We start from the raw sequence: 23,219 nt of genomic DNA on the forward strand, positions 1-23,219 counted from the left end.
TATAGAGTGGGTAGTGTGATGATGAAATGAACAAAAAAAGGGTTTCTAAAATGATTACTATCATAATAGCAATCAGCCTATTACAAGCATGTAGTTTTTTTGAAAAAAAGATAGATTATGAGCCGTTTGTCAAAGCTTTGGATGAAGGTGACATGAAAAAGGTTATGTCTGCGAGTGATGATGGATATGCGTATGTGAAACAAAGAGGTATATATAGTACATATGAGCAAAAGGAAGATGGAGAGCACAGTAAAACAATTTATCAAACTTCGAAAGGTATATATAATACGAAAGATAAAAGTTTATATGGAAATACAACACAAGAAATTACCTCGAAAGTAGATAATAAAAATTATAGAGAAGAAGTTAATTATAGTACAAATATTAGTTATGAGAATGGACAGGTACAAAGTACGGATTCAAGTCTGGATGTTTCATACGTGAACTTAATTGTAGATCGTTTAAAAGGGATTGGGAAACTAAAGATGAAGCCAGGAGATGATATAAAAAAGTTTGGTCAGCCTAGTACTGTTGGATATAAACTAACTGAATCAGAGTTTCAAAGTATTATTAATGATAAGTTGAAAATACAATATGATGAATATGGTGGTGGATCGATCGCACTGCATATTGAGTTTACAAAGGGTTCAGAGCAGATATTGGAAGTAAGTATTGTAATGAATTATAATAAGAGAAATGAAGAAGGAAAGTTAGTAGAACACATATCACAAATACATACATATTTTGATAGTCACCAAGGTAATAACAAAGATGCGAAACAGGAATATATTGATTTTAAAGCAAAGTATAATGAGACGCAGTAATATTTAGAAGGGCATTTGTACGGAAAGATAATAGCGATATAAGTGTGATAAGTGTTTCATAAATATAGTGGAAAGAATTTGAGGATAAACGCCCCAATTGCTGGAGTAGATGCAACTGGGGCGTTTATCCCGCTTTAATGGGCAGTAAGACCCCCACCTCAAAATGCAGCGAAAGCAAAGAAGTTAGGTGGGGGATCAACTGCCCATAAAAGTCCGATTGGTTCAACTAATAATCAGTGGGGGATGGAGAAACCCCCCCACTGATTAAAGTTTCACTTTATCTGTCTAAATTTAGTTTGAATGCATACCATTTTTTAGTTAGAGTCCTCGCTCCTCAAGTAGTTTCTTCATAATAACGGTGTGAAGTTTTTGTGTAATCGGCTTTTATTGCTAAGTTACAACTATTTCCTCTTATAGAGTACTTCTTATTATCGATACATCGTCCACATTTCAATGTCTTTAAATCCTAGTCGTTTATAAATTCGTCCAGCAGCTGGATTGTTATAAAATAAACAAAGTGTTCGGCCTTCTTTCGTAAAGTCTTGGATCATTTTTTGTAATATGAGTGAAGCGTAGCCATTTCCGCGATAATTCGGGTGTGTACATACACCAACTACCATAGCGGATAATGAATTTTCAGCGGAAGTAGAGGCGGATGCGATGATCACGCCATCTTTTTCAATATAGTATGTGCGTCCTGTATTTGTTTCGATAGTCTGACTTAATATTTTCTCTGATTCATTGGTAGTCGGAAATTCAGCGATGTCACTTCGTAATTTCATAATTCGTTCTATATCATCGAGTGAGGCAAGTTTAATTGTTTCATGAATTGGTGTGCTAGGTAAGTTGTTGTCATTTAGACATTCGCAAAAATACATTTCATTTTTAGTACCTAGTTGTATATTTGAAGCAGTTTCAAATTGTTCTACGATAGTCGACTTACCAGAGAGTTTAAGTGGCTTATATGCGGAAAGAAGTGCCTCATAATCAGTGGTAATAAATTCTTCTTTACTATAGGGTATAAATGAATCGTGGAATCGGAGTAGAATTGATTTTAATGTTCCATTCTCTTTAAATACTCCCCATAATTCTTGAAAATCTGTGTCATAACCGAAAGCTTCAATATCTCCAATAATAAACAAGTTAAGGGCTGCTTCTTCTTTTAGATAAGCGAATACTTGTTCATGATCTTTCTTTGTTAATTTTCGCATCATAACGAATCGACCTCTTTTTTATTTTTCTAAATATTACAACTTAAGTTTTTTGAAATCAATATAAAATTTTATGTTTAGTTCACAAACTTTCGGAAAAACTAGGAAAGATATGACAAAGGAGGTTATGAACGGTGGATCATCCAATTCAAGGGTTAATGAAAGCAGCAATGGAAAATTTAAAAGAAATGGTTGATGTAAATACGATTGTTGGAGAGCCTGTTCAAACGGCTGACGGTGGTGTGGTGTTAACGGTTTCTAAAGTAGCGTTCGGTTTTGGAGCAGGAGGTTCTGATTTCCAAACGAATGATGGACAAAGAGCGAACGGTAACGCTGCATTTGGTGGCGGTAGCGCGGGTGGTGTTTCGATTACACCAGTAGCATTTCTTGTGGTGAATAAAGATGGAGTAAATATTCTTCATTTACAAAATGCGACACATTTAGCAGAAAAAATGATTGAATTAGCTCCGCAAACAATTGATAAAATTCAATCGATGTTCCAAAAAGAAGAAAAGAAAGAGGGAAATCATCATCCTCAAAACCCTGATGAAATCCTTTAAAAACGCCTGCTTATGAGCAGGCGTTTTTTCTTGTAATCACTATGTAATAAAACACATGAAATTGTAAATAGTTTTTGAAGTTTTTTCTATGTTTCTAAAATTTTTCATGTTAAAATATGCTATAGAATTGAAACATATAAAACGAAGGTGGCTAGGTGCTTTGTCTGGAGGATCTGACCAAGTAAAGAATATGATATATATTAATGGTAATCGTCGAGGTCATTGTTTTATTACATCAGGAATTACGTTTAAAGAGTTTGCGAGTAACATCCCTTCACCGCTTCATCAAGTGTTGCTTTTGAAGCACAACTTTGAATGGACGGATTTTCATTATCATACTTTATTTGAATATGTTGAGGAAGAAAATATACATAAGTTAATTCAAGCAGAGATTGATGAATTTGATGAATTTTGTTGGGTAGATTTTGATGATGCAAGCGATTTAGATGAATTAGAGCCGAAAGAAATTGCAGAATTATTATATTTGGCTCACAAAAAAGAACCACTTGCAAGAACATTCTTTCCGCTGTTGAAAAATCGATTTGTTTATTTTTCACATGATGACGGATGGTACAACAAAGTGTATTATCGTAGAATTGCTGATTTTGTAGGAATGTTAAGTAAAGTCATTCCGTATAAACTCGGTGCTTTCGGTAAGAAACGTTTTTCTTTCTTCCAAAAATCAAAAATTTTCCCAGCAATTTCAAAAGAATTGATCATGGGGCTGATTCCACTAATGGAAGATGGTCTTTACATAGATCTAGCAGGGAAGATTGAGTCAAGAAGAGGTCTTGAAATTCCGGTATATGTAGTTGGTTCGTATGAAAGTACGGATGAGGTGTTAGATAATATCGATGAATTGAAAGAGGAAGCAACAGAAACAGGTTGGCTCATTTTTGATAAGAAAGAACAAGAGTGGCAATGGGTTGTTGACTAAGAAAACTTGGCGTATGAAGTCAAGTTTTCTTGTCATTTGAAAGGAGTACAAATGAAGAAATATTATACAATTGTGGGTATTATAAGTATTATTCTCGTGGCAATATTACTTATAACTTGTCCGAAAGAATCAGATTTTAAAGTGTATGTAGAGGATAAGTATGCGTTGAATTGTAATGAGAGTAGTTTTGAATGCACGCAAAATGTAGATGGTAAAAAAGAAAAACTACAATTTGAAAGTACAGATGCACGAAATGGTGTATTCTTTATGACTGTAAAGCAAACATTTAAAACAGAAGCTGGTGTTTCAAAAGAATATAGCGGAGTAGGAATGTTTGGTACATTTCTTTTTGTTTCAGAGAAGACTTTCTAGTAATAGAAGGTCTTTTTTTTATGCTTATGTTCATATAGATGAAGTAAGACAAGCATAGGAGGGATAGCGATGAAGAACGCATGTATCGTTTGCGGTGGTGAGGAGTTTTTTTCCTCAACGTTATATGCACGTACGAAACAAGATTGGGCATATGCACCAAACATGTATCGATTTGAAAAAGTATTTATTGAGCATCGAGATGAAGAAAATTATCCAGTGTTTCAAGAAATTACAGCGAAACATTGTTGTGGATGCGGTCATATTATGTTGTATCATGAATGAACACACCAAGTATAACTTGGTGTGTTTTTTTAAAACGCTGACAAAGCAAGCGGATAAAGTAAAGTAAATAAAACAGAAAAACTACCAAAGCCAATTGCTGTATATCCAAGTGTTCTTGCTCCGAAATTGACAGCTAATAGGCCAACTAAAATTGCTAGGGAGCCGAGCGTAACGGGATAAAAAGCAATGGAGAATAACGAAAGAAATAAGGCGACATAGCCTACCATTGTGCCGGTATTTGTACCTTCTATCTCATTTGCAATTTCTTTACGCTTATGTCTAATTGGAATGCCAGCTGGTGATATTTCAGCAGCATACTCTTCGTTTTTTTCACCACTTTTAAAATGATGATTTCTCTTTCTTCGCATGTACATCCCTCTCTTTCAATTGGGTGTATCTATAGTATCTTTCAAAATGAGAAGAGCATGAGTATGAGTTAAACCCAAGTAAAGCAAAAATTGGAGAATACGCATTCCATCGTTAACATATCCATCTCCTATTGAAGATAAAGTGTGGAATTTTTTCCACTAGGACTGATTATCAGCCAGCGACAATTGGATTTTTATGAGCAATTCTCTCCCATTAACTGGTCCGCATCCATTGAATTTTGGGGTAGGTGTCTTACTGCAAGCGGGATAAAACAGGAATTTTGGAAAATGATGTAGAATGAAATGAATGATAATACGTGAAGGTAGGGGAATGTATGACAACATTTAATTGGCATGAATCAGCAGAGAAGAAATGGGATAGTAGTGCGGAGTTTTGGAATCAAAATAGTCAGGAAATGTGGGATAGCGGGAGTAGGAGCACAATTATTCCGTTTTTTGAACAATACGTGAAGAAAGAAGCACAAGTGCTCGATGTTGGTTGTGGTGATGGGTACGGTACATATAAATTAAGTCGCGCAGGCTATAAAGCAGTGGGAGTAGATTTATCGGAAGTGATGATTCAAAAAGGTAAGGAGCGCGGAGAAGGACCAAATTTATCTTTTATAAAAGGAGATCTTTCTGCATTACCATTTGAAAATGAGCAATTTGAATCAATTATGGCAATTAATTCTTTAGAATGGACGGAAGAGCCATTACGAGCGTTAAATGAAATAAAGCGTGTGTTAAAGAAAGATGGATATGCATGTATTGCAATTTTAGGACCGACAGCAAAGCCACGAGAGAACAGTTATCCTCGCTTGTATGGAAAAGACGTTGTTTGTAATACGATGATGCCTTGGGAATTTGAACAGTTAGCGAAAGAACAAGGTTTTGAAGTTGTAGATGGCATCGGCGTATATAAGCGCGGAGTAAATGAGAAGATGCTAGGTCAACTACCTACAGAGTTACAACAATCGTTAACATTCTTATGGGTATTTATGTTAAAAAACGTATAAAGAAATGAAAGAATTTTTAGGAGGTAAATAAGTGCAGAAAATACAAAAAACTGATACAATATCATCAGAACCAATTAAAGGGGGACTAGGGTATATGACAACTACTACAACAGTGAAATCCGATATTGAAATCGCACAAGAAGCGAGTATGAAGAAGATTCAAGAAATTGCAGCTGATTTAAATATTTTAGAAGATGAATTAGAGCCATACGGGCATTATAAAGGTAAGTTATCTCTTGATATTTTTAAGCGCTTACAAGATGAGAAAGACGGTAAAGTTGTTTTAGTAACAGCGATTAACCCAACTCCAGCTGGAGAAGGTAAATCAACAGTAACAGTTGGTTTAGGTCAAGCTTTTAATAAAATTGGTAAGAAAACAGTAATTGCACTTCGTGAACCATCTCTTGGACCAACGATGGGATTAAAAGGTGGAGCAGCAGGTGGCGGTTTTTCACAAGTCGTACCAATGGAAGACATTAACCTTCACTTTACTGGAGATATCCATGCGATCACAACTGCCAATAACGCATTAGCAGCGTTTATTGATAATCATATCCAACAAGGAAACACACTTGGAATTGATACGCGTAAAATCGTTTGGAAACGCTGTGTTGACTTAAATGATCGTGCCCTTCGTAATATAGTAATTGGTCTTGGTGGACCTGTACAAGGTGTACCACGTGAAGACGGTTTTGACATTACAGTAGCATCTGAAATTATGGCCGTGTTCTGCCTTGCAACAGATATTCAAGACTTAAAAGCACGTCTATCTCGCATCGTAGTTGCTTATAACTTTGCAAATCAACCTGTAACGGTTAAAGATTTAGGTGTAGAAGGTGCGTTAACGCTATTATTAAAAGACGCATTAAAGCCAAACTTAGTACAAACGTTAGAAAATACACCAGCTATTATTCATGGTGGACCATTTGCGAATATTGCTCACGGTTGTAACAGTGTTATCGCTACGACAATGGCAGCAAAATTAGGTGATTATGTTATTACAGAAGCTGGATTCGGTGCTGATTTAGGCGCTGAAAAGTTTTTAGATATTAAAGCCCGTGCAGCTGGTATTAAACCAGAAGCAGTTGTTATTGTTGCGACTATTCGTGCGCTTAAAATGCATGGCGGCGTTGCAAAAGATCAATTAAAAGAAGAAAATGTAGATGCATTAGCAAAAGGTATGGAAAACTTACAGAAGCATGTTGAAACAATTCAAAGCTTCGGTGTGCCTTTCGTAATTGCAATTAATAAATTCATTACAGATACAGATGCAGAAGTTACATACTTACAAGAGTGGTGTAATGAGCGTGGCTATGCAGTATCCTTAACAGAAGTTTGGGAGAAAGGCGGCCAAGGCGGAGTTGATCTTGCTGAAAAAGTACTAAAAGAAATCGAAAAAGGTGAAAACAACTACGCACCACTTTATGAATTAGAATTACCCTTAGAAGAAAAAATTCGTACAATTGCTCAAAAAGTATATGGCGCAAAAGATATTGAATTTGCTCCGAAAGCACGTAAGCAATTAGCTCAATATGAAGGAGAAGGTTGGAGTAACCTACCAGTTTGTATGGCGAAAACTCAATACTCTCTTTCTGACGATGCAACAAAATTAGGTCGTCCATCTGACTTTATCGTTACAATTCGTGAGTTAAAACCATCTATCGGTGCAGGCTTTATCGTTGCGTTAACAGGTACAATGTTAACAATGCCAGGTCTTCCAAAACAACCAGCAGCACTTCAAATGGATGTAAATGAAGATGGAAAAGCAGTAGGTTTATTCTAAAAGGTTGTAATTCATCTCGTTTATCTGTAAACTATATATACATCAAGTGGCGCCTTTCCATCGAAAGGCGCCTGTTTTTTGGAGGAAATTATGTTTGATCCAACTGCTTTTGACAATTTAAAAGTAATCGTAGAAGGTGCTGTGTATGATTTTGATCTACATGGAGATATTCTTGTAACAGATCGAAAAGATATGATGAACCTTGCTTCATTAAGTCGTATATATCATATCTCATTTCAATTAACAGAACCGTTTGAACCATTAGTAGAAGCAACATTTTCATTATCTGTGGATGCAAAGAACTTGTCTGGTGAAATACTAGAAGTGCCTCAGTTTACACCAGGTTGTGAAATGAAGCTAGCATTTTCATTCCCGTTAGAACAACCAGAAGTAGGATGCGAAGAAATTGAAACTTTAATGCGTTCTATATGGGGAAAAGAAAGAATGATTATGCAGAAAGTTTCATACGAATATAATAAGCAAGCGATTTCATATCATAATAAGGTAGAGGTTCTATTTCAAAAAGCGATTACAGAAGACCATGTTGATGATTTAATAGCTGTTATTTCACACATGATAGAAACGGTGCGAACAATACAGCATTTTCTTCAAAAATAGAGATAAAGGAGAAAAACAAATGATAAAAGATATGCAACCATTTTTACAAGAAGCTTGGGAGAAGGCTGGTTTTAAAGAATTAACTGAAATTCAAAAACAAGCGATTCCAACTATTTTAGAAGGACAAGACGTTATAGCTGAATCTCCAACTGGAACAGGAAAAACATTAGCGTACTTATTACCCCTTTTACATAAAATTAATCCTGAAGTAAAACAGCCACAAGTTGTTGTTTTAGCGCCAACACGTGAACTTGTCATGCAAATTCATGAAGAGGTTCAAAAGTTTACAGCAGGAACTGAAATTTCAGGGGCATCTTTAATTGGTGGTGCAGATATTAAGCGCCAAGTTGAAAAATTAAAGAAACACCCGAGAGTAATTGTCGGTTCACCAGGACGTATTTTAGAATTAATTCGAATGAAAAAGTTAAAGATGCATGAAGTAAAAACGATTGTATTTGATGAGTTTGATCAAATTGTAAAACAAAAGATGATGGGCGCAGTACAAGATGTAATTAAATCTACAATGCGAGATCGTCAATTAGTATTCTTCTCGGCGACAATTACAAAAGCGGCAGAAGATGCTGCACGCGATTTAGCAGTTGAACCACAATTAGTGCGTATAACACGTGCAGAGTCAAAAAGCTTAGTTGAACATACGTATATCATTTGTGAGCGACGCGAAAAAAATGATTACGTAAGAAGAATTATGCATATGGGCGATGTAAAAGCAGTTGCTTTCTTAAATGACCCATTCCGTTTAGATGAAATTACTCAGAAATTGCAATTCCGTAAAATGAAAGCAGCAGCTCTTCATTCAGAAGCAAGTAAGCAAGAGCGTGAAGCGACGATGCGTGCATTCCGTGGTGGGAAACTAGAGATTCTCCTTGCTACTGATATTGCAGCACGCGGTATCGATATTGATGATTTAACACATGTAATTCACTTAGAGTTACCAGACACAGTAGACCAATACATTCACCGCTCAGGACGTACTGGACGTATGGGTAAAGAAGGAACAGTAGTTTCTCTTGTAACAGAACAAGAAGAACGTAAATTACTGCAATTTGCGAAAAAACTAGGCATCGTATTTACGAAGCAAGAAATGTTCAACGGATCATTCGTAGAAACGAAACCGAAAGCACCAAAGAAAAAGAAACCAGCATTTACTGGGAAGAAAAAGCCTAGATAAATAATGGGGAAGGCGTAACTATTTGTAGTTACGTCTTTTTTTATTTGCAATTGAATAATACAAGGAGGTTTATTAATGGTTATTAAAATGTATCTATCATCATTTTTTAAATCAACATATGTAAAAGGAAGTAATATAAAAAAAGTCGAATATTAAATTGATGCGAAATAATAAAAAGAAGGTACATATATGGATAGGAAATTAGGAATGTTTTTGAATACGAAACATATTGAAGTAAACGAAGGAATACAAAAAGCAAGGGAATGGGATTTAGAATATATTCAATTATATGCTATGAATAAAAACTTCAACTTAGCTAATATTCCAGTGGTAGAATGGACTGCTTTAAAGAAAAGCTTATCTTTTAATGGAATAAAGATTCCATCATTAGCAATTAGTTTTGGAGAAAATGGAATTACAGGAACAGAAGTTGACAGTGCAATAGATCAGATTAAATATATTACTGACAGAGGTTTGGATCTGGGAGCAAAGATAATAACAGCTCATATTGGGAAAGTTCCAGATGATGAAAAAAGTGAGTACTATGATAAAATGATACGGGTTTGTTATGAGATAGGGGAATTAGCATTCAAACTTGGGGGAGTCTTTGCTATTGAGACGGGATCTGAAAAAACAATAGTATTAAAACAATTTTTAGAAACTGTAAACTCGAAAGGACTAGCTGTTAACTTTGACCCAGCAAATTTAATAAGTGATGTAAATGAAAATCCGGAAGAAAGTTTATTACTATTAAAAGATTATATAGTACAAACTCATATTAAAGATTGTAAAGAAGTGAAAAGCGATCGTTCAAGTAAGTATATAGAAGTAGCAGTAGGAAATGGTGAAGTGGATTTCGATATATTTTTCAAAGTATTAGATGAAATTGGATTCGACGGATATAACATGATTGAAAGAAATGATTATTTTGACGAACTGGATGGGATGAGTCAGTCGATAAATTTTGCAAAGAAGTACATACCAACTCAAAAGGAATAACGATAGCACCTGTGGAAACCTACATAGAATATAAAAAACCATTAGGGGGAAATGAAATGATCCATAAAGTTGGACAAATTATGCTGTATGTAAATAATCAAGATGAGGCAGTAAATTTTTGGACGGAAAAGGTAGGGTTTCATGTAGTAGCAGAGGAAGATAACAAGCAAGGAATGAGATGGATTGAAATCGCTCCGACTAATGGTGCTGAAACGAGCATTATACTACATAATAAAGAAGTTATTTCGAAAATGAGCCCAGAATTAAATCTTGGTACACCGTCCTTAATGTTCTTCTCAGAAAATCTGGATCAATTATATGCAGATTTAAAAAATAAAAATGTTACTGTTGGAGAAATGGTAACTATGCCTTCTGGTAAAGTATTTAACTTTGCTGATAGCGAAGGGAATTATTTTGCGGTTATGGAAAAGAACAAATAGTAATATTACTATGTGAAAATCCCCCTCAAATATATTGAGGGGGATTACATGTTTGAAGTGGATTTTTCATTAGAGAATTGATTAATATAAAATACGCCTTTTTCAATGGCTGTCTCAATATAACCAACGATTTGGTCAAACGTAAACACTTGTAAGTCTTCATGCAAATTTTGCTCCGGATACAACATATCTTCAAAAAGATACTTTCGAAAAGAAAAAACGTTTTCTTTAGAAACTTCTTCAATATCCATGATGTGAGCCTCTTGGTTGAGAAGAGAGAAGAGTTGCTGTTCTGTATCGTAATGATGAAGCAACTTTGCATTTAATAATTTAAAATCGTTATAGTACAGGGGTGCGATCGTTTCGTCATTTTCGATTCTATTTTTTAGCCAAGGTAGAAAAAAGCCGCTTAGCCAATTGTCATCGGCAATGAGATGGGTGTAATAGCCTAAGAGAAAAGGGGAATCCATATGAGCTTTATATTTTTGAAAAAAAGAATTGAAATCTATCCTTCTCGTATAGTTTTTCGTTGTACCAGCGTAAAAGTGTGAAGTTCCTTTTTCTTCTGCTGAATGAACCGCATCAGGGGCTACACCTCCAAGTATGAAAGAAGTTTTATCTTGGATATATAGTTTTTCGGCAATCTTGATAGCGATAATAGCATGCATAATTCGTGATCCCATGAATGACACCTCGGTTTCAAGTATTCATTTCAGGAAGAGGACTGAACAGTTAGTATTACTTTCCCTGTACTTTTTCTACTTTCGACCCATTCATGTGCTTTCCCTGCATCTTGAAGCGGAAAAGATTTCGTTGCTTTTACTTTTAGACTGCCATCACGTAAATAACGGAAAACTTCATTTGCAGTTTCTTGGAGTAGTTCAGGACGTTTTTTTCGTGTAGTGCCAAAGCTAAAACCGAGTATAGAGCGACAACTTGCGTGTAAATCTTTCGTTTGGAAATTACCAATTTCACCGCTAGCATTACCGAAATGAATGAGGCGACCATAATAAGCGAGACAATTTAAACTTTTTTCTGAAACCGTTCCAGAAATAGAGTCTAAAATTACATCAACCCCTTCACCGTTTGTCAGTTCGTTGACTTTCTTTACAAAATCCTCATCTTGGTGACAAATAACATAATCAGCTCCAGCATTTAAAGCTATTTTTCTTTTTACTTCACTTCCGACAGTACCAATAACGGTTCCAGCCCCTAATCGTTTTGCAAGTTGAATAGCTGTTGTACCAATTCCGCCAGCCGCAGCATGAATGAGTACAGACTCGCCTTGTTGAAGCCTTGCAACATTTGCGAGTAAATTATAGCTTGTAAAAGATACAATCGGACAAGCAGCTGCAGTTTGAAAATCGACTTCATCAGGTAAAACGAAAGTAAGGTTTTCGTTTGCGACAACGTATTCTGCGTAAGATCCATTTTGAGGAAAAGCAATGACACGTTGTCCAGGATGAATATTTTTCACTTGAGAACCGACACGTTCTACAATACCAGCGGCATCTATCCCTGGTATAAAAGGTAGTGCTTTATTTCCTTTTTTACCATAACGGGATTTAATATCGGCGAAATTCACACTAGTAGCAACAACACGAATTAAAACTTGATCTTCTGAAATAGCGGGTATATCCACATCTGTATATTTCATCACTTCAGGACCACCGAACGACGTTACAACGATAGCTTTCATTATATGTCCTCCTAAATTTGACTATATAAATCATTTTAAATCGTCATTAGAAATTGGAAAATTATATAATAGTTATGTGTGATTATAAGTGAAGCTTATGAACTGATTGAATCATTATATTAATTTATATAAAAAATTTGAAAAATCGAACGAAATAGTAATTACTTGCCAATATATAGTGTAGGACAAAGGAGGGATGGTATGTGAAGGATGAAACAGTGTATACAAATTTAATCCAATTGACTTTATCAGGAAATAAAGAAGCGTATAGCGAATTGTATGATAAAACGATTCAAGAAGTATATAAAACAGCACATTTTTTAATTGAAGATAAAACAGATGTAGATGATGTCGTTCAAGAAATATACATACAACTATATGAATCGCTTCGTAAGTATGATAGTGAGAAGCCATTTCGTCCTTGGCTAATTGGACTTGCGATTAAACAAATTCACTCTTATAGAAGAAAGAGGTGGATGCGACTACGCATTATAAAAAAAGCAGAAGAGCAAAGAAAACCAGTACAAATTGATTTTTCTAACGATGTTGTAAGTAAAATATCAAACAAAAAACTAATTGAACTCATTCATAAATTACCGTATAAATTGAAACAAGTTATTATCTTAAGATACTTACACGATTATTCACAAGAAGAAGTAGCACAAATATTACATATTCCAATTGGTACTGTGAAATCTAGAATTCATTCGGCATTAAAGAAACTACGTCAAAAAGAGCAAGTAGAAGAAATCTTTTTAGGAGAGGTAGGGAATGTGAAATGAGTTTAGATTGTAGAGTTAGAGAATCTATACGAGAAGAAGCGAAGGGGATTGTTGCCCCGCCGGAGTTAAAAGAAAAAGTAATCGTTCAAATTAAAATGAATCAAGGAGGGCGTAAGAGAAAGAAACATCTTATTGCAGGAGTGCTTGCAGCAGCTCTTTTAATCCCGACGACTGGTTTTGCGTATCAATCTATTATGGCGGATGGTATATACGGATCTTTTGAGAATTTAAAAAAACATGCCGGAGCAATGACATTAGAAACGTATATGCGTTTTAATGCAAAATTATCAGAAGCGAAAGATGAAATGGGTACGAAGGAATATGAAGAGTTTACAAAAGAAATGAAAAAATTAACTAGTGCAAAGCTTGCGTACGGAGATTCGAACGGTAATATAGATTACGATCAATTATCACCAGCTAAAAAAGAGGAATTGAAAAAGGTAGTAATGGAGCTTCATCCGTATTTTGATAAATTAAATGGCCATAAATCTAGTAAAGAAGTACTAACTCCTGAAGAGTATGAACAATATATGGAGGCATTAATGTCATATCAAACTGTGTTAGTAAAAACGAAATCGAGTGGCGGGATAACAGTAGAAGAAGTACCTGAGGCGTACAAAGAAAGATTTATTAAAGCGGAGCAGTTTATGGAGTATGTAGATGAAAAGGTGAGATAAGTAAAAAAGCTCAAAGCTTTCTTTCGTTTAACTATTACATATTGAATATGTAAACAATAAAAAATGAGTATACAATCTACGTGATTGTATACTCATTTTATTATTACTTAAATTTCCTTACCGCATGAATAGCGACTCTTACAAGTAATATCGCACTTATAAATAAACCACCGTAACCAACGACACTTAAAAATTGATCATTTGGCTCTGTCGCACTGTTTGCTAAATGCAATACGCCTACCGAAATCCCACCAAATGCAGTTCCAATAAATGCAATGAGGAATTGTGAGATAAATGTAGTAATAAACGATGCATTTGTTTCGTCAGAGAAAAAGCCAACCTTAACGGATAGTTCTCCGTTTTCTAGTTTTGAACTTAAATCATCTAGTTTTCTAGGAATGCGTCGCATGGCAGGTAACATAGCGAGTAATTCGTTTGTTGCAGCTTCTTTTAAACTAGAATAATTGTTAACTGACATGAAACTAGCTGCATGATCTTTCGCAAAGCGTTTCGCTTCGTCCATTAAATTGAATTCGGGATTTAGTTGCAGCATCGTTCCTTCTAGCGTAATTAGAGAACGGAAAGCCCCTGCAACCATTGGATAAAATGCTAATTCAAACTCAGCGATTATTTGAAATAGCCCCTGAATGAATTCTTCAGAACCATTTGTAGAACCATACGTACTTTGGATTAATAATTGACTGATAGATTGTTCTAATTCCTCTTTATCAACATTTGGCTTCTTTTCAACTAATTGAAGCAGTCCATCAAGCAAGACATAAGAATTTTTGCGCTCAAAGCCGATAAGTAGTCGCTTGAATGCATCTTGTTGTAGTGTTCCTAATCGCCCGACGGAACCGAAATCAAGTAATGCAGGTGTGCCATCACGAAGAACATACACATTACCTGGATGAGGGTCTGCATGGAAAATACCTTTAAAGAAAATTTGCTCTAAAATACAATCAAAGAGTTGTCGTTGTACTTTTTTCGTATCAATTTGTAATTCATTTAATAATGCTGACCCACTTTTAACACTTACTCCATCTAAAAATTCAAGCACAAGTATTTTTGAATTACTGTATTCTTTATATACTTTCGGTATTTTTACTTTCGTTTCGCTATTTTTTAGTGAATCAGACACTTGTTCGAAGTTACGAGCCTCAATTTTGAAATCAATTTCTTCTTTCATTGCGATGGAGAAGCCATGTGCTAAATCAAGAAATCCGATATTTTTAGCCCAAGTTGATTTGTTGGAAATCCATAAAGAAAAATGAATTAAAATATCTAAGTCACGTTTAATTGTCTCAGAAATATTAGGACGTAGTAGTTTAACGACGACATCCTGGTCGTTTTCTTTCAACTTCGCTTTATGTACTTGGCCAATAGAGGCGGCAGCTAACGGTTCCATTTCAAAGGAGCTGAAAATTTCATCTTTTGGTATATGTAGTTCCTTTTTTAATATTTCTTCAACTTGTTTTTGTGATAAACGCGTTACATTTTCCTGAAGGTTTGATAACTCGTGAATAAAAGCAGGTGGTAATAAATCAGAGCGAGTTGATAAAACTTGTCCGAATTTAATAAATACACCGCCGCATTCTTCTAGTGTATTTCGAAGTGAAGTGGCGAGCTTACGATCTGCTTCTGGCGAGCGCTTTAAAGCTAAATATTTACCCATTCCGTGTTTTATTGCAATAGAAGAGACACGCATATATCTTTTTTGTCTACCAACCTTTGCGAAGAATTTTGAAATAGGATTTCGGCTTTCCGTTACTACGTCATCCATTTCGCCTCGTCTAATAGGATCAAATAATTCAAAAACTAGGTAACAAAGCATGGATACAATTAATGAGCTTCCTAGCCAAAAATATCTATCAACACCGACAACCGATTCATCTTGATAGCGTAAATATAAAAACCAATACAGAGCTGACGTAAGTGAAACACCTAAAGTTGCTGCACTTGCTTGTTTGAAAAGATTTAGTTTTGTACCAATTAGTCGACCACTAATAAAAGACATAATGATTGCTAGTAGAAAAAATTGAAAAAACATTGTATCATTCCTCCGAATTTTATTCGATAACTGTATTATACAGGAATATAATTATTCTAAAAACAAGCCAAGGAGGTACAATCCTTGACTTGCACGATTAAATAGAGCATTCAATTATATTTTTTCATCGTTGCATTGTCCTTTTGTATAAAACAATCTAATAGTGAATAACCAGCTATTAAACTAATTATCGTAACAAAAGTTGTATTTATAAGAATAACATTAGCTAAATAAGGTAGGTATTCGCCAAGTGGTGAGAAAAGTAGTGCTGGAGAAAAGGAAATTAATATTGTAGGCACTGTAATAGCGATAAACTTATCCGGTTGAAAACGCCAGTTTTGTTTACTTGTTTCGTGATTAATGGATTGAAGGAATCGTAATAAAATGCCGACCAAAAGAGGAAAGAGTGTAAAGTAGAATAATCTTGGATAAACGTTAAAGTTCACTTGCGCGTCTGTATCTAAATAAAATTGAATCTTCACTCCAACAAATAATAATAAGACGATAAATAATGTGAAGCAGAGGTATAGCATTACTCTTTGCATTATATTCCACCATCCTTTACTCAAAATATATTCAAAAAAAGAAGAGATATACAATAACTACTGTTGTATATCTCTTCTTTTACTGTTAGTTAATAGTGGAGTTTGCTTTTTCTTGCTTCGTGAAATAATCAATAATGCCCATCGCACTAATTTCTATATCTAGATGTAAAATGTTATAAACGGAATGATCTGCTGGAACGTTTAACTTTGTAAGATGAGAAGAGATTTTATCCATTAATAAAGTTTGTAAAGCTTTAGTCGCTTCATCGAAATCATTATACTGTTCAAAGACTTCCTTACCAGTATGAACGAAAATAGGTAGCCAATGTTCCAGTTGATTATATATTTCTGTAACATGAGAGGATGCGCCGTAATGACCGAAATAAATAGTATCTACATTCATGCTTTGAATGTGATTTTTAGAAGCAATCATCGCATCTGGTTGGAATTGTGAAGGGGACGTTGATGGTAGATATAACTCTACATCAACGTCTGCGAGTTCTCTATAATAAATTCCAATTGTATCGCCAGTAAAAATCCCGTTTGTTAATGAATCGTGAATGCTAATATGGTGCTTCGCATGCCCTGGTGTATCATAAAATGTAAGGATGCGGTCTTCTGCAATTTTTAACGTATCACCATGTTGTACAATATGAACACGTTCTTCTTCAATTGGAAGAATTGGATCAAAGAGTTTATCGAAATCTTCTTTGTACACAGCTTTTGCACCTAAAATAAGTTTTGTTGGATCAATCATATGACGAGCACCACGAGAATGCACATATAACGTAGCATTTGGGCATTTTTCCATCATTAAACCAGCAGCACCGGCGTGATCTAAATGAACATGTGTAACGATAATGTTTTTAACTTCGTTTAAATCAATATGTAATTGTTGTAAGCCGTCTAAAATATACGGAAGAGAAGGGGCTGCACAAGTTTCAATTAAAGTAATATCTTCACCTAATAAAACGTACGTACCTGTTCGTTCATTATGCTGTAAATCGAAATCATCAATAAGATATAGGTGAGAAGATAATTGCTCTACTTTTTTCATATTTACCACTCCTTATATATTACATGTTTCTATTATACGCTAAAATAGAAAAAAGGCAGAAAACGAAAGCTCGTCTTCTGCCTTTTGTAATACTATTATTTCGTTTGTTGTTTATTAATAGACATAATGAACAGTCCAACAATCCCACCAACTAATGGAAGCATAATTTCTCCTGCTAAATTAAAGTAGGAGCTTAAGAATAAACCATTTACATCGATTACCCAGCCAGTAACATACAATAACATCATATATAGTACGAAATAAAACTCGCGATTTGAAATCGTTTCATGTTGTGCAGTTTTCATAATGAACACCATCCTTTTCTTTTATAATGGAATATAAACTGTCACATTTTATTCACATTTCGATTGTAAAACTTTCCATCATAAAAGTCTAGTAGTTTGTGCCGAATTTTCGAACGGAAATAAAGCGCTATCATTATAGCGTATAAGTACGTAATAAGAGCTGTATATTCACGAATGTAGTATAGTATAAACATAGAATGATAGTGAAGAGAGGGGCAAAGACAATGACAGTTTATAATTTTTCAGCTAAAACAATTACAGGTGAAGAAAAATCGTTAAAAGATTACGAAGGAAAAGCACTTCTTATTGTAAATGTAGCTAGTAAATGTGGTTTCACACCGCAATATAAAGGATTACAAGAGGTGTATGATAAATATAAAGACCAAGGACTCGAAATACTCGGATTTCCTTGTAACCAATTCGGGGGACAAGAACCAGGTACAGAAGCGGACATTACTAGTTTTTGTGAATTAAACTACGGTGTAAACTTCCCAATGTTTGCAAAGGTTGATGTGAAAGGTGATAAGGCTCATCCTTTATATACATACATGACAGAACAAGCACCAGGTTTACTCGGTATGAAAGCAGTGAAATGGAATTTTACGAAGTTTTTAATCGGAAAAGACGGGAAAGTAGTAGGGCGTTTTGCGCCGCAGACGAAGCCGGTAGATTTAGAGGTTGAGATTGAGAAGGTACTTGGAGAATAATTAGGAGTTTCACTTTATTAAAAAACGTCTCAAAGAACAATGTAGTTCTTTGAGACGTTTTCTTTAAACTCACATTTTCAAGATTAAATAACTGTATCAAAGCCATCTGATTTAGGTAGAGAACCTGCTTTTTTCATAAGCACTTCCCATAAGTGTACGGATGTCTTCCATTCTGCTGCAGCCTGCCCCTGTTGATACATAGCGTTCTCATAACTGGCAGTAAGTTGTTGCATATCGGCCGATTTGTAAAGTGTATCGATATGGAGAGCGTATTCTCGGAATGTTTGACTTTCACCCCGTGGTATGCCAATTCTCGCAAATTGTTTTAAAAGTGCACCGTAAGCTTTTTGATAAACAGCATCATCTTTTCGGTATCTATAGAAATGAATAATAAGAAATGTCATCCATTTCATTCTAGTGATGAAGAGAATGTATCCCATAATACTAATTAGTATCGTAGAGAGGAATACGTACCACCAAGAAAAACTAGTTTTAGAATTTGTGACCTTTTTAGTAGAAGCTTCTTCTGTATGTTCTATTAAACTTTTAAGTTTTGCTTCATTATTTCGTTGGTGTATTTGCTCGTTATTAGAATTATTTGCTTCGCTATTTTGTGAAATAGGAGCAGGCGTATTATTTATAAAATTATAGGGATTGGTAAATCCTTTTGTTGGTTCGAATGGAATCCATCCGTATCCTGGGAAATATACTTCGACCCAAGAGTGTGCGTTATCGTTCGTGATTGTATAAACATCCGCACCTTCTGCAGAGGCAAGTGTATTGTCAAGAGTTCCTTCTGTATAGCCTTTTACCCAGCGAGCAGGAATCCCGGCAGAACGAAGTAGTACAATCATAGACGTCGAAAAATTATTACAGTAGCCGCTTTTTGTATCGAAAAGGAATTGATCTACATAATCTTGGCTTTTGGCAGGAAATAAGACATTCGTTGATTCGTATGTAAAAGAGTTGTCTGTGAAGTAATTTTCAATAGCTAATACTTTATCATATCGGTTGTCTTTATCATTTGTAAGATTGGCAGCCAAGTCTTTTACGCGCTGTGGTAATGACTCGGGAAGTTGTGTGTACTTTGTCATAAAATAAGGATTTGTTTCTTGACCTTCATTTGTTTTTACAGCTTTCAAGTTTTCTATGGAAAACTCAGGGATCTCATATGTTACTTTATACGAATGTAAAGTAGTAGAAGAGTCTCCATTCATTGTATAAATTTTTTCTGAAAACGAGTTAACACTGTATGATACATCAGAAGAAGCCTCAACTGATACTAATCCTGCTGGATAGGTAAGGTGAGGATAACTTTTTAGCATGGTAATTGTTGCCTCAGTCGTTTCCGTTTTTGTATTTTGTTCGTACCAGCTTACGACGTCGTTTTTATTTTTAAAAGAAACCTTTTTCGGATTTTCAGAAATTTCCCAGCCTTTTCCTGTATAAAAATCTTTTGTTTCTACTCGCCAATATTGTTTGTTTTGCGTTCGTGCTGTGAAAACAATTGTAGGATCCGCCTTAAAAGGACCACCTAATCGCGAGTCATCTAAACCATACCCAATTGTAGAAACTTTTTGTTCTTTACTTGCTTCAGATGTGTTGAATTTTAAAAAATCCATTGGGTTTGGCCATTGAGGGCCAAATTTTGGAGCAAAGTATGCGATGGTTGCTAATAATACAATAAATATTGTAAGTGGTCTAAGTAATTTTGAGATTTCCCTAGCATAATTTTGTAAGTGTTCGCGCTCTTTTATTCGTTCTACTTGAAGAAGACTAAGCATAAAAAAGCCGATGACAACAGTACGAATAATAGCGTAGTTTGCAGTGTATAAATGTAAGTTATGAAAAGTTGCGATATAAATAATAGTCAATACAAGAAATAAAAACCCACGTTTTTTATGAATAATCCAAAATGAAGTGAAAGAACTCAAAAACCAAAATGAGAGAAAAAATAAAACCGTCGGAAAAACTGGAGAAATATCTAGTAAATTCCCTTGGAAAAATAGGGAGGAATTTCGAGACATATCAGAAAAGAGTGTTGTTAGCCAAGATGGATTTATAAAAGCATTTTTATAATATAGGGAATGAATGATAAATAGGACTGTGACAATTTTTATTGGAATCTGCCACCTCGTTTGAAAAAAAGAGAGAGCGAAGCAAATTCCTATAAATGTTACGAAAATATCTAATCTACCTACATTTGTAATACCTATAAGAGGTCTTATCCATTCTAGTAAAAGAAGAAATACACATGCATGCATGAAGAATTTGTTCGTATCCCACTTGTATTTTGCTTGTAATGTTATCATTTGCTCACCTCAAAAAACACGTTTGTATACCGGTTTTCATAAACCGTGTTTACAAATATTTGTCGTTTTTTTAGAGTTTCTAATATACTGAGTTCTCGGTGTGAAAGTTGATTCGCTTTTTCTTTCACGACAAAAATCATACATTTTCTATTTCTTATAGCAGCACAATCAGCCGCCTTTTGAATATCGGGAGAAAGATTACTTGTCACGAGTATAACCGTGACGGGCTCATAAATTTTTCTTAGTTCTATTTCTACACTCTGGGAGAGCGGGAATACACTGTCTGCTTGTACTTTTGCTAAATGACAAAGGATTTGTTGTAACTGCGTATCTCCATTATCTAAAGGGAAAATAGTTTGTTCTTTTCCGATAGACACGAATGATGCTGGTGAATTTTGTTTCAAGACAGCCCTTACGATAGAGGCAGTAAATGTGACGACTGATTCGAATAGAGGAGACTCGGTTCTGTCTATGAATATCATGATATTATGGCTGCGCTGTTGTTCAAACTCTTTTGTCATAATATTGTTTGTTCGTGCAGTTGCTTTCCAATCAATCCATGAAAAGCGATCTCCAGGTTTATAGTCTCTGACACCGACAGAGATTGTAGAGTCTTTTGCAGAATTTATATTTGCTGAAAGCGCTCCTTGTTCGAAATGATTTTCCAATTGTCGATACGCTATATCTACATACTGGGGATAGACTAAAAATGTATCTGGAACTGAAAAAGTTACTTCTTTCTCCATCATGCCGAATAAATCGCCAGTTTTGACACGAACGCTTGAAAAAGTGTGCTCGCCTCTAGGGATTGTGTCAATAACATATTGAAACGAAATATTTCGTTTCAATCCTGGGAAGAGTACTACCTTATTCATCTTTGTTTGTTTACAACTTATAAATTGTGGTGGCAGTTCATCTTCTATAACTAAATAAAGTAAGGGAAAAGGAAATTTTCTTTTTATTGTAATCGTGCTTACAAATTGTTCTCCTACTACATATCCATTTTGGTTTGTTGTTCGTTTTACTTCAGCGTCCCGTAAAGCGTAGAAGGGGAGTAGTAGTGAATAAAGAGCAATGGGAATTGTGCTGTAAAATAAAAACCAACTTACAAACCCTCCTTGAAACATAGCGTACACAAATGTTAAGACTAGGCATAAAGGGAGTAGCAATAACTTCATAACGTGATATAGCGCTCGCAGCATTTGTTTCATCAAGGGTTCATCGTCCTTTGAGTCGGCACGGTAGTTCGTGCAACGATTTTTGCGATAACTTGTTCTCCTGTTATCCCTTCAAATTTTGCTTCCATTTTTAGAATGAGCCTATGCGCTAAAACGTAAGGAGCTAAAAATTTAACATCGTCTGGAATAACATAATTTCTGCCATGGATAAATGCATAAGCTTGTGAAGCTTTCATTAAAGCAATTGAGCCACGTGGACTTGCTCCTAGCTGTATAGAGCTATACGTACGAGTCTGATTAACAAGCTTTACAATGTAATGCTTAATTGCTTTGTCCATACTTACTACCCGTACGCTTTGTTGTAAATAAAGTAATTCTTCTATTGTAGTAATGGCCTGTAATTGAGAGAGTGGATTTGTTTTTTCCATCCGGTTTAAAATTTCAAATTCTTCTTCTGGTGTAGGATATCCCATTTTTAGTTTCAATAAGAAACGATCGAGCTGAGCTTCTGGTAGAGAATATGTTCCTTCATATTCGACCGGATTTTGTGTAGCCATGACAAAGAACGGCTTTGGTAAAGGCCTTGTAATGCCATCTATTGTAATATTGCCTTCTTCCATACATTCAAGTAAAGCAGATTGTGTCTTAGGAGATGTACGATTAATTTCATCAGCAAGTACAAAATTCCCCATAATTGGTCCAGGCTTGAACTCAAATTGGAGCTCTTTCGGATTATAAATAGAAACTCCTGTTACATCTGATGGCAGTAAATCAGGTGTAAATTGAATTCGCTTGTAATCCGCATCAATGGATTTAGAAAGAGCACGTACTAGCATTGTTTTGCCGACACCAGGAACATCTTCTAATAGCACATGACCTTCAGCTAAGAGAGCTGTCAAAGCTAAGATTGTTTCTTTTCGTTTTCCGACCATTATTTTTTCAATATTATTGATTATTTTTTCTACAGTGGGATGTAATGAATCAAGCTGGGGCATCGTAATCCTCCTAATTTTATTATCGTTTTCTAATCTATTTAGTGGACAAATTTATAATTATATTTGCAGGTAGTAAAAATTTTGTCATTAATTCTAAGAATATTCAGAATATTTATTTCGATTACATCTAGTATAATTGTTTCCGTAACTAAGGGCAATACAGTAAATAATGATTTGTAGTTTTATGTAAAATATGTCTGGATATAAAATAGTATTGTTAAAGAAAAAATTCCTTATATACAATTTCTAAACTCTTTCTTATGGCAGTTTTGAAATAATATCAAAACTCTTTTTTATATATTTATAAAGAAAA

At 34.9% G+C, this 23,219-nt stretch carries 25 protein-coding genes; 14 read left to right on the top strand and 11 right to left on the bottom strand.

The window, feature by feature from the left end:
- Positions 1 to 50: 50 nt before the first annotated feature.
- Entirely contained in the window at positions 51 to 824 is a 774-nt protein-coding gene (locus tag ACLBXA_RS25670) for a DUF3952 domain-containing protein (RefSeq protein ID WP_000628346.1), read from the top strand.
- A gap of 428 nt (positions 825 to 1,252) precedes the next feature.
- Here ACLBXA_RS25670 and ACLBXA_RS25675 read toward each other — a convergent pair whose 3' ends face one another.
- Entirely contained in the window at positions 1,253 to 2,038 is a 786-nt protein-coding gene (locus ACLBXA_RS25675; protein WP_242297271.1) for a GNAT family N-acetyltransferase, read from the bottom strand.
- A gap of 131 nt (positions 2,039 to 2,169) precedes the next feature.
- Between ACLBXA_RS25675 and ytfJ the strand changes: the two genes are divergently transcribed.
- From ytfJ to ACLBXA_RS25695, 4 genes are all read left to right on the top strand, one after another.
- A complete protein-coding gene (ytfJ, locus tag ACLBXA_RS25680; protein WP_000349986.1) occupies positions 2,170 to 2,595 on the top strand; it encodes a GerW family sporulation protein in 426 nt (141 codons plus the stop codon).
- A gap of 160 nt (positions 2,596 to 2,755) precedes the next feature.
- Positions 2,756 to 3,532, top strand: coding sequence for an oxalate:formate antiporter (locus ACLBXA_RS25685; RefSeq protein ID WP_000014087.1), 777 nt, complete (start codon positions 2,756 to 2,758; stop codon positions 3,530 to 3,532).
- Positions 3,533 to 3,583: 51 nt separating this feature from the next.
- A complete protein-coding gene (locus tag ACLBXA_RS25690) occupies positions 3,584 to 3,904 on the top strand; it encodes a hypothetical protein (protein ID WP_000761171.1) in 321 nt (106 codons plus the stop codon).
- A 69-nt stretch (positions 3,905 to 3,973) separates the two neighbouring features.
- A complete protein-coding gene (locus tag ACLBXA_RS25695) occupies positions 3,974 to 4,186 on the top strand; it encodes a hypothetical protein (protein WP_000785011.1) in 213 nt (70 codons plus the stop codon).
- A gap of 29 nt (positions 4,187 to 4,215) precedes the next feature.
- Here ACLBXA_RS25695 and ACLBXA_RS25700 read toward each other — a convergent pair whose 3' ends face one another.
- Positions 4,216 to 4,554, bottom strand: a complete 339-nt coding sequence (locus tag ACLBXA_RS25700) for a hypothetical protein (protein ID WP_001253202.1) — start codon at positions 4,552 to 4,554, stop codon at positions 4,216 to 4,218.
- Positions 4,555 to 4,889: 335 nt separating this feature from the next.
- Here ACLBXA_RS25700 and ACLBXA_RS25705 point away from each other — a divergent pair, with 335 nt between their 5' ends.
- The 6 genes from ACLBXA_RS25705 to ACLBXA_RS25730 all read left to right on the top strand — a co-directional run bounded on the left by ACLBXA_RS25705 (position 4,890) and on the right by ACLBXA_RS25730 (position 10,599).
- Positions 4,890 to 5,570, top strand: coding sequence for a class I SAM-dependent methyltransferase (locus ACLBXA_RS25705; RefSeq protein ID WP_000206579.1), 681 nt, complete (start codon positions 4,890 to 4,892; stop codon positions 5,568 to 5,570).
- A 94-nt stretch (positions 5,571 to 5,664) separates the two neighbouring features.
- Positions 5,665 to 7,353 carry a formate--tetrahydrofolate ligase gene (locus tag ACLBXA_RS25710; RefSeq protein WP_447617589.1) on the top strand — a complete coding sequence of 563 codons (1,689 nt, stop codon included), beginning with the start codon at positions 5,665 to 5,667 and terminating at the stop codon, positions 7,351 to 7,353.
- Positions 7,354 to 7,443: 90 nt separating this feature from the next.
- Positions 7,444 to 7,971 (top strand): hypothetical protein, encoded by a 528-nt coding sequence (locus tag ACLBXA_RS25715; RefSeq protein WP_000460231.1) that lies wholly within the window; start codon positions 7,444 to 7,446, stop codon positions 7,969 to 7,971.
- Between the two features lie 19 nt (positions 7,972 to 7,990).
- A complete protein-coding gene (locus ACLBXA_RS25720; protein ID WP_000588600.1) occupies positions 7,991 to 9,160 on the top strand; it encodes a DEAD/DEAH box helicase in 1,170 nt (389 codons plus the stop codon).
- A gap of 189 nt (positions 9,161 to 9,349) precedes the next feature.
- Entirely contained in the window at positions 9,350 to 10,159 is an 810-nt protein-coding gene (locus ACLBXA_RS25725) for a sugar phosphate isomerase/epimerase family protein (RefSeq protein WP_242297267.1), read from the top strand.
- Positions 10,160 to 10,215: 56 nt separating this feature from the next.
- Positions 10,216 to 10,599, top strand: a complete 384-nt coding sequence (locus ACLBXA_RS25730; RefSeq protein ID WP_000581472.1) for a VOC family protein — start codon at positions 10,216 to 10,218, stop codon at positions 10,597 to 10,599.
- 44 nt (positions 10,600 to 10,643) lie between these two features.
- Here the strand turns inward: ACLBXA_RS25730 and ACLBXA_RS25735 are convergent, their stop codons facing one another.
- Both ACLBXA_RS25735 and ACLBXA_RS25740 read right to left on the bottom strand, forming a co-directional pair.
- Positions 10,644 to 11,282, bottom strand: coding sequence for a zinc dependent phospholipase C family protein (locus tag ACLBXA_RS25735; RefSeq protein WP_000535582.1), 639 nt, complete (start codon positions 11,280 to 11,282; stop codon positions 10,644 to 10,646).
- A 29-nt stretch (positions 11,283 to 11,311) separates the two neighbouring features.
- Entirely contained in the window at positions 11,312 to 12,298 is a 987-nt protein-coding gene (locus tag ACLBXA_RS25740) for a quinone oxidoreductase family protein (protein WP_000644643.1), read from the bottom strand.
- Positions 12,299 to 12,501: 203 nt separating this feature from the next.
- Between ACLBXA_RS25740 and ACLBXA_RS25745 the strand changes: the two genes are divergently transcribed.
- Together ACLBXA_RS25745 and ACLBXA_RS25750 are read left to right on the top strand one after the other, a co-directional pair.
- Positions 12,502 to 13,080 carry a sigma-70 family RNA polymerase sigma factor gene (locus ACLBXA_RS25745; RefSeq protein WP_000651123.1) on the top strand — a complete coding sequence of 193 codons (579 nt, stop codon included), beginning with the start codon at positions 12,502 to 12,504 and terminating at the stop codon, positions 13,078 to 13,080.
- A complete protein-coding gene (locus ACLBXA_RS25750) occupies positions 13,077 to 13,757 on the top strand; it encodes a DUF3600 domain-containing protein (protein WP_000050700.1) in 681 nt (226 codons plus the stop codon). Before ACLBXA_RS25745 ends, ACLBXA_RS25750 begins: the two co-directional genes overlap by 4 nt.
- A 103-nt stretch (positions 13,758 to 13,860) precedes the next feature.
- On the opposite strand, the gene ACLBXA_RS25755 is transcribed toward ACLBXA_RS25750, so the two are convergent.
- From ACLBXA_RS25755 to ACLBXA_RS25770, 4 genes are all read right to left on the bottom strand, one after another.
- Complete coding sequence (locus tag ACLBXA_RS25755) at positions 13,861 to 15,807, bottom strand: ABC1 kinase family protein (protein ID WP_000466000.1); 1,947 nt, start codon at positions 15,805 to 15,807, stop codon at positions 13,861 to 13,863.
- Positions 15,808 to 15,917: 110 nt separating this feature from the next.
- Positions 15,918 to 16,352, bottom strand: a complete 435-nt coding sequence (locus tag ACLBXA_RS25760; protein ID WP_001190001.1) for a hypothetical protein — start codon at positions 16,350 to 16,352, stop codon at positions 15,918 to 15,920.
- 85 nt (positions 16,353 to 16,437) lie between these two features.
- Entirely contained in the window at positions 16,438 to 17,409 is a 972-nt protein-coding gene (locus ACLBXA_RS25765) for an MBL fold metallo-hydrolase (RefSeq protein WP_000755005.1), read from the bottom strand.
- 95 nt (positions 17,410 to 17,504) lie between these two features.
- Complete coding sequence (locus ACLBXA_RS25770) at positions 17,505 to 17,714, bottom strand: DUF3925 domain-containing protein (protein ID WP_000844984.1); 210 nt, start codon at positions 17,712 to 17,714, stop codon at positions 17,505 to 17,507.
- Positions 17,715 to 17,938: 224 nt separating this feature from the next.
- On the opposite strand from ACLBXA_RS25770, the gene bsaA reads away from it, so the two are divergent.
- Positions 17,939 to 18,421: a glutathione peroxidase gene (gene bsaA, locus ACLBXA_RS25775; protein ID WP_000219526.1), complete on the top strand. Its 483-nt coding sequence runs from the start codon at positions 17,939 to 17,941 to the stop codon at positions 18,419 to 18,421.
- 83 nt (positions 18,422 to 18,504) lie between these two features.
- On the opposite strand, the gene ACLBXA_RS25780 is transcribed toward bsaA, so the two are convergent.
- The 3 genes from ACLBXA_RS25780 to ACLBXA_RS25790 are packed head-to-tail and all read right to left on the bottom strand — an operon-like array spanning position 18,505 to position 22,906.
- Positions 18,505 to 20,733 carry a transglutaminase TgpA family protein gene (locus ACLBXA_RS25780; RefSeq protein WP_000631747.1) on the bottom strand — a complete coding sequence of 743 codons (2,229 nt, stop codon included), beginning with the start codon at positions 20,731 to 20,733 and terminating at the stop codon, positions 18,505 to 18,507.
- Complete coding sequence (locus tag ACLBXA_RS25785) at positions 20,730 to 21,944, bottom strand: DUF58 domain-containing protein (protein ID WP_000812152.1); 1,215 nt, start codon at positions 21,942 to 21,944, stop codon at positions 20,730 to 20,732. The genes ACLBXA_RS25780 and ACLBXA_RS25785 overlap by 4 nt, the downstream gene beginning before the upstream one ends.
- Positions 21,944 to 22,906 carry an AAA family ATPase gene (locus ACLBXA_RS25790; protein WP_001135803.1) on the bottom strand — a complete coding sequence of 321 codons (963 nt, stop codon included), beginning with the start codon at positions 22,904 to 22,906 and terminating at the stop codon, positions 21,944 to 21,946. Before ACLBXA_RS25790 ends, ACLBXA_RS25785 begins: the two co-directional genes overlap by 1 nt.
- Positions 22,907 to 23,219 lie beyond the last annotated feature (313 nt).

The sequence above is a fragment of the Bacillus sp. D48C genome (genome assembly GCF_053345735.1).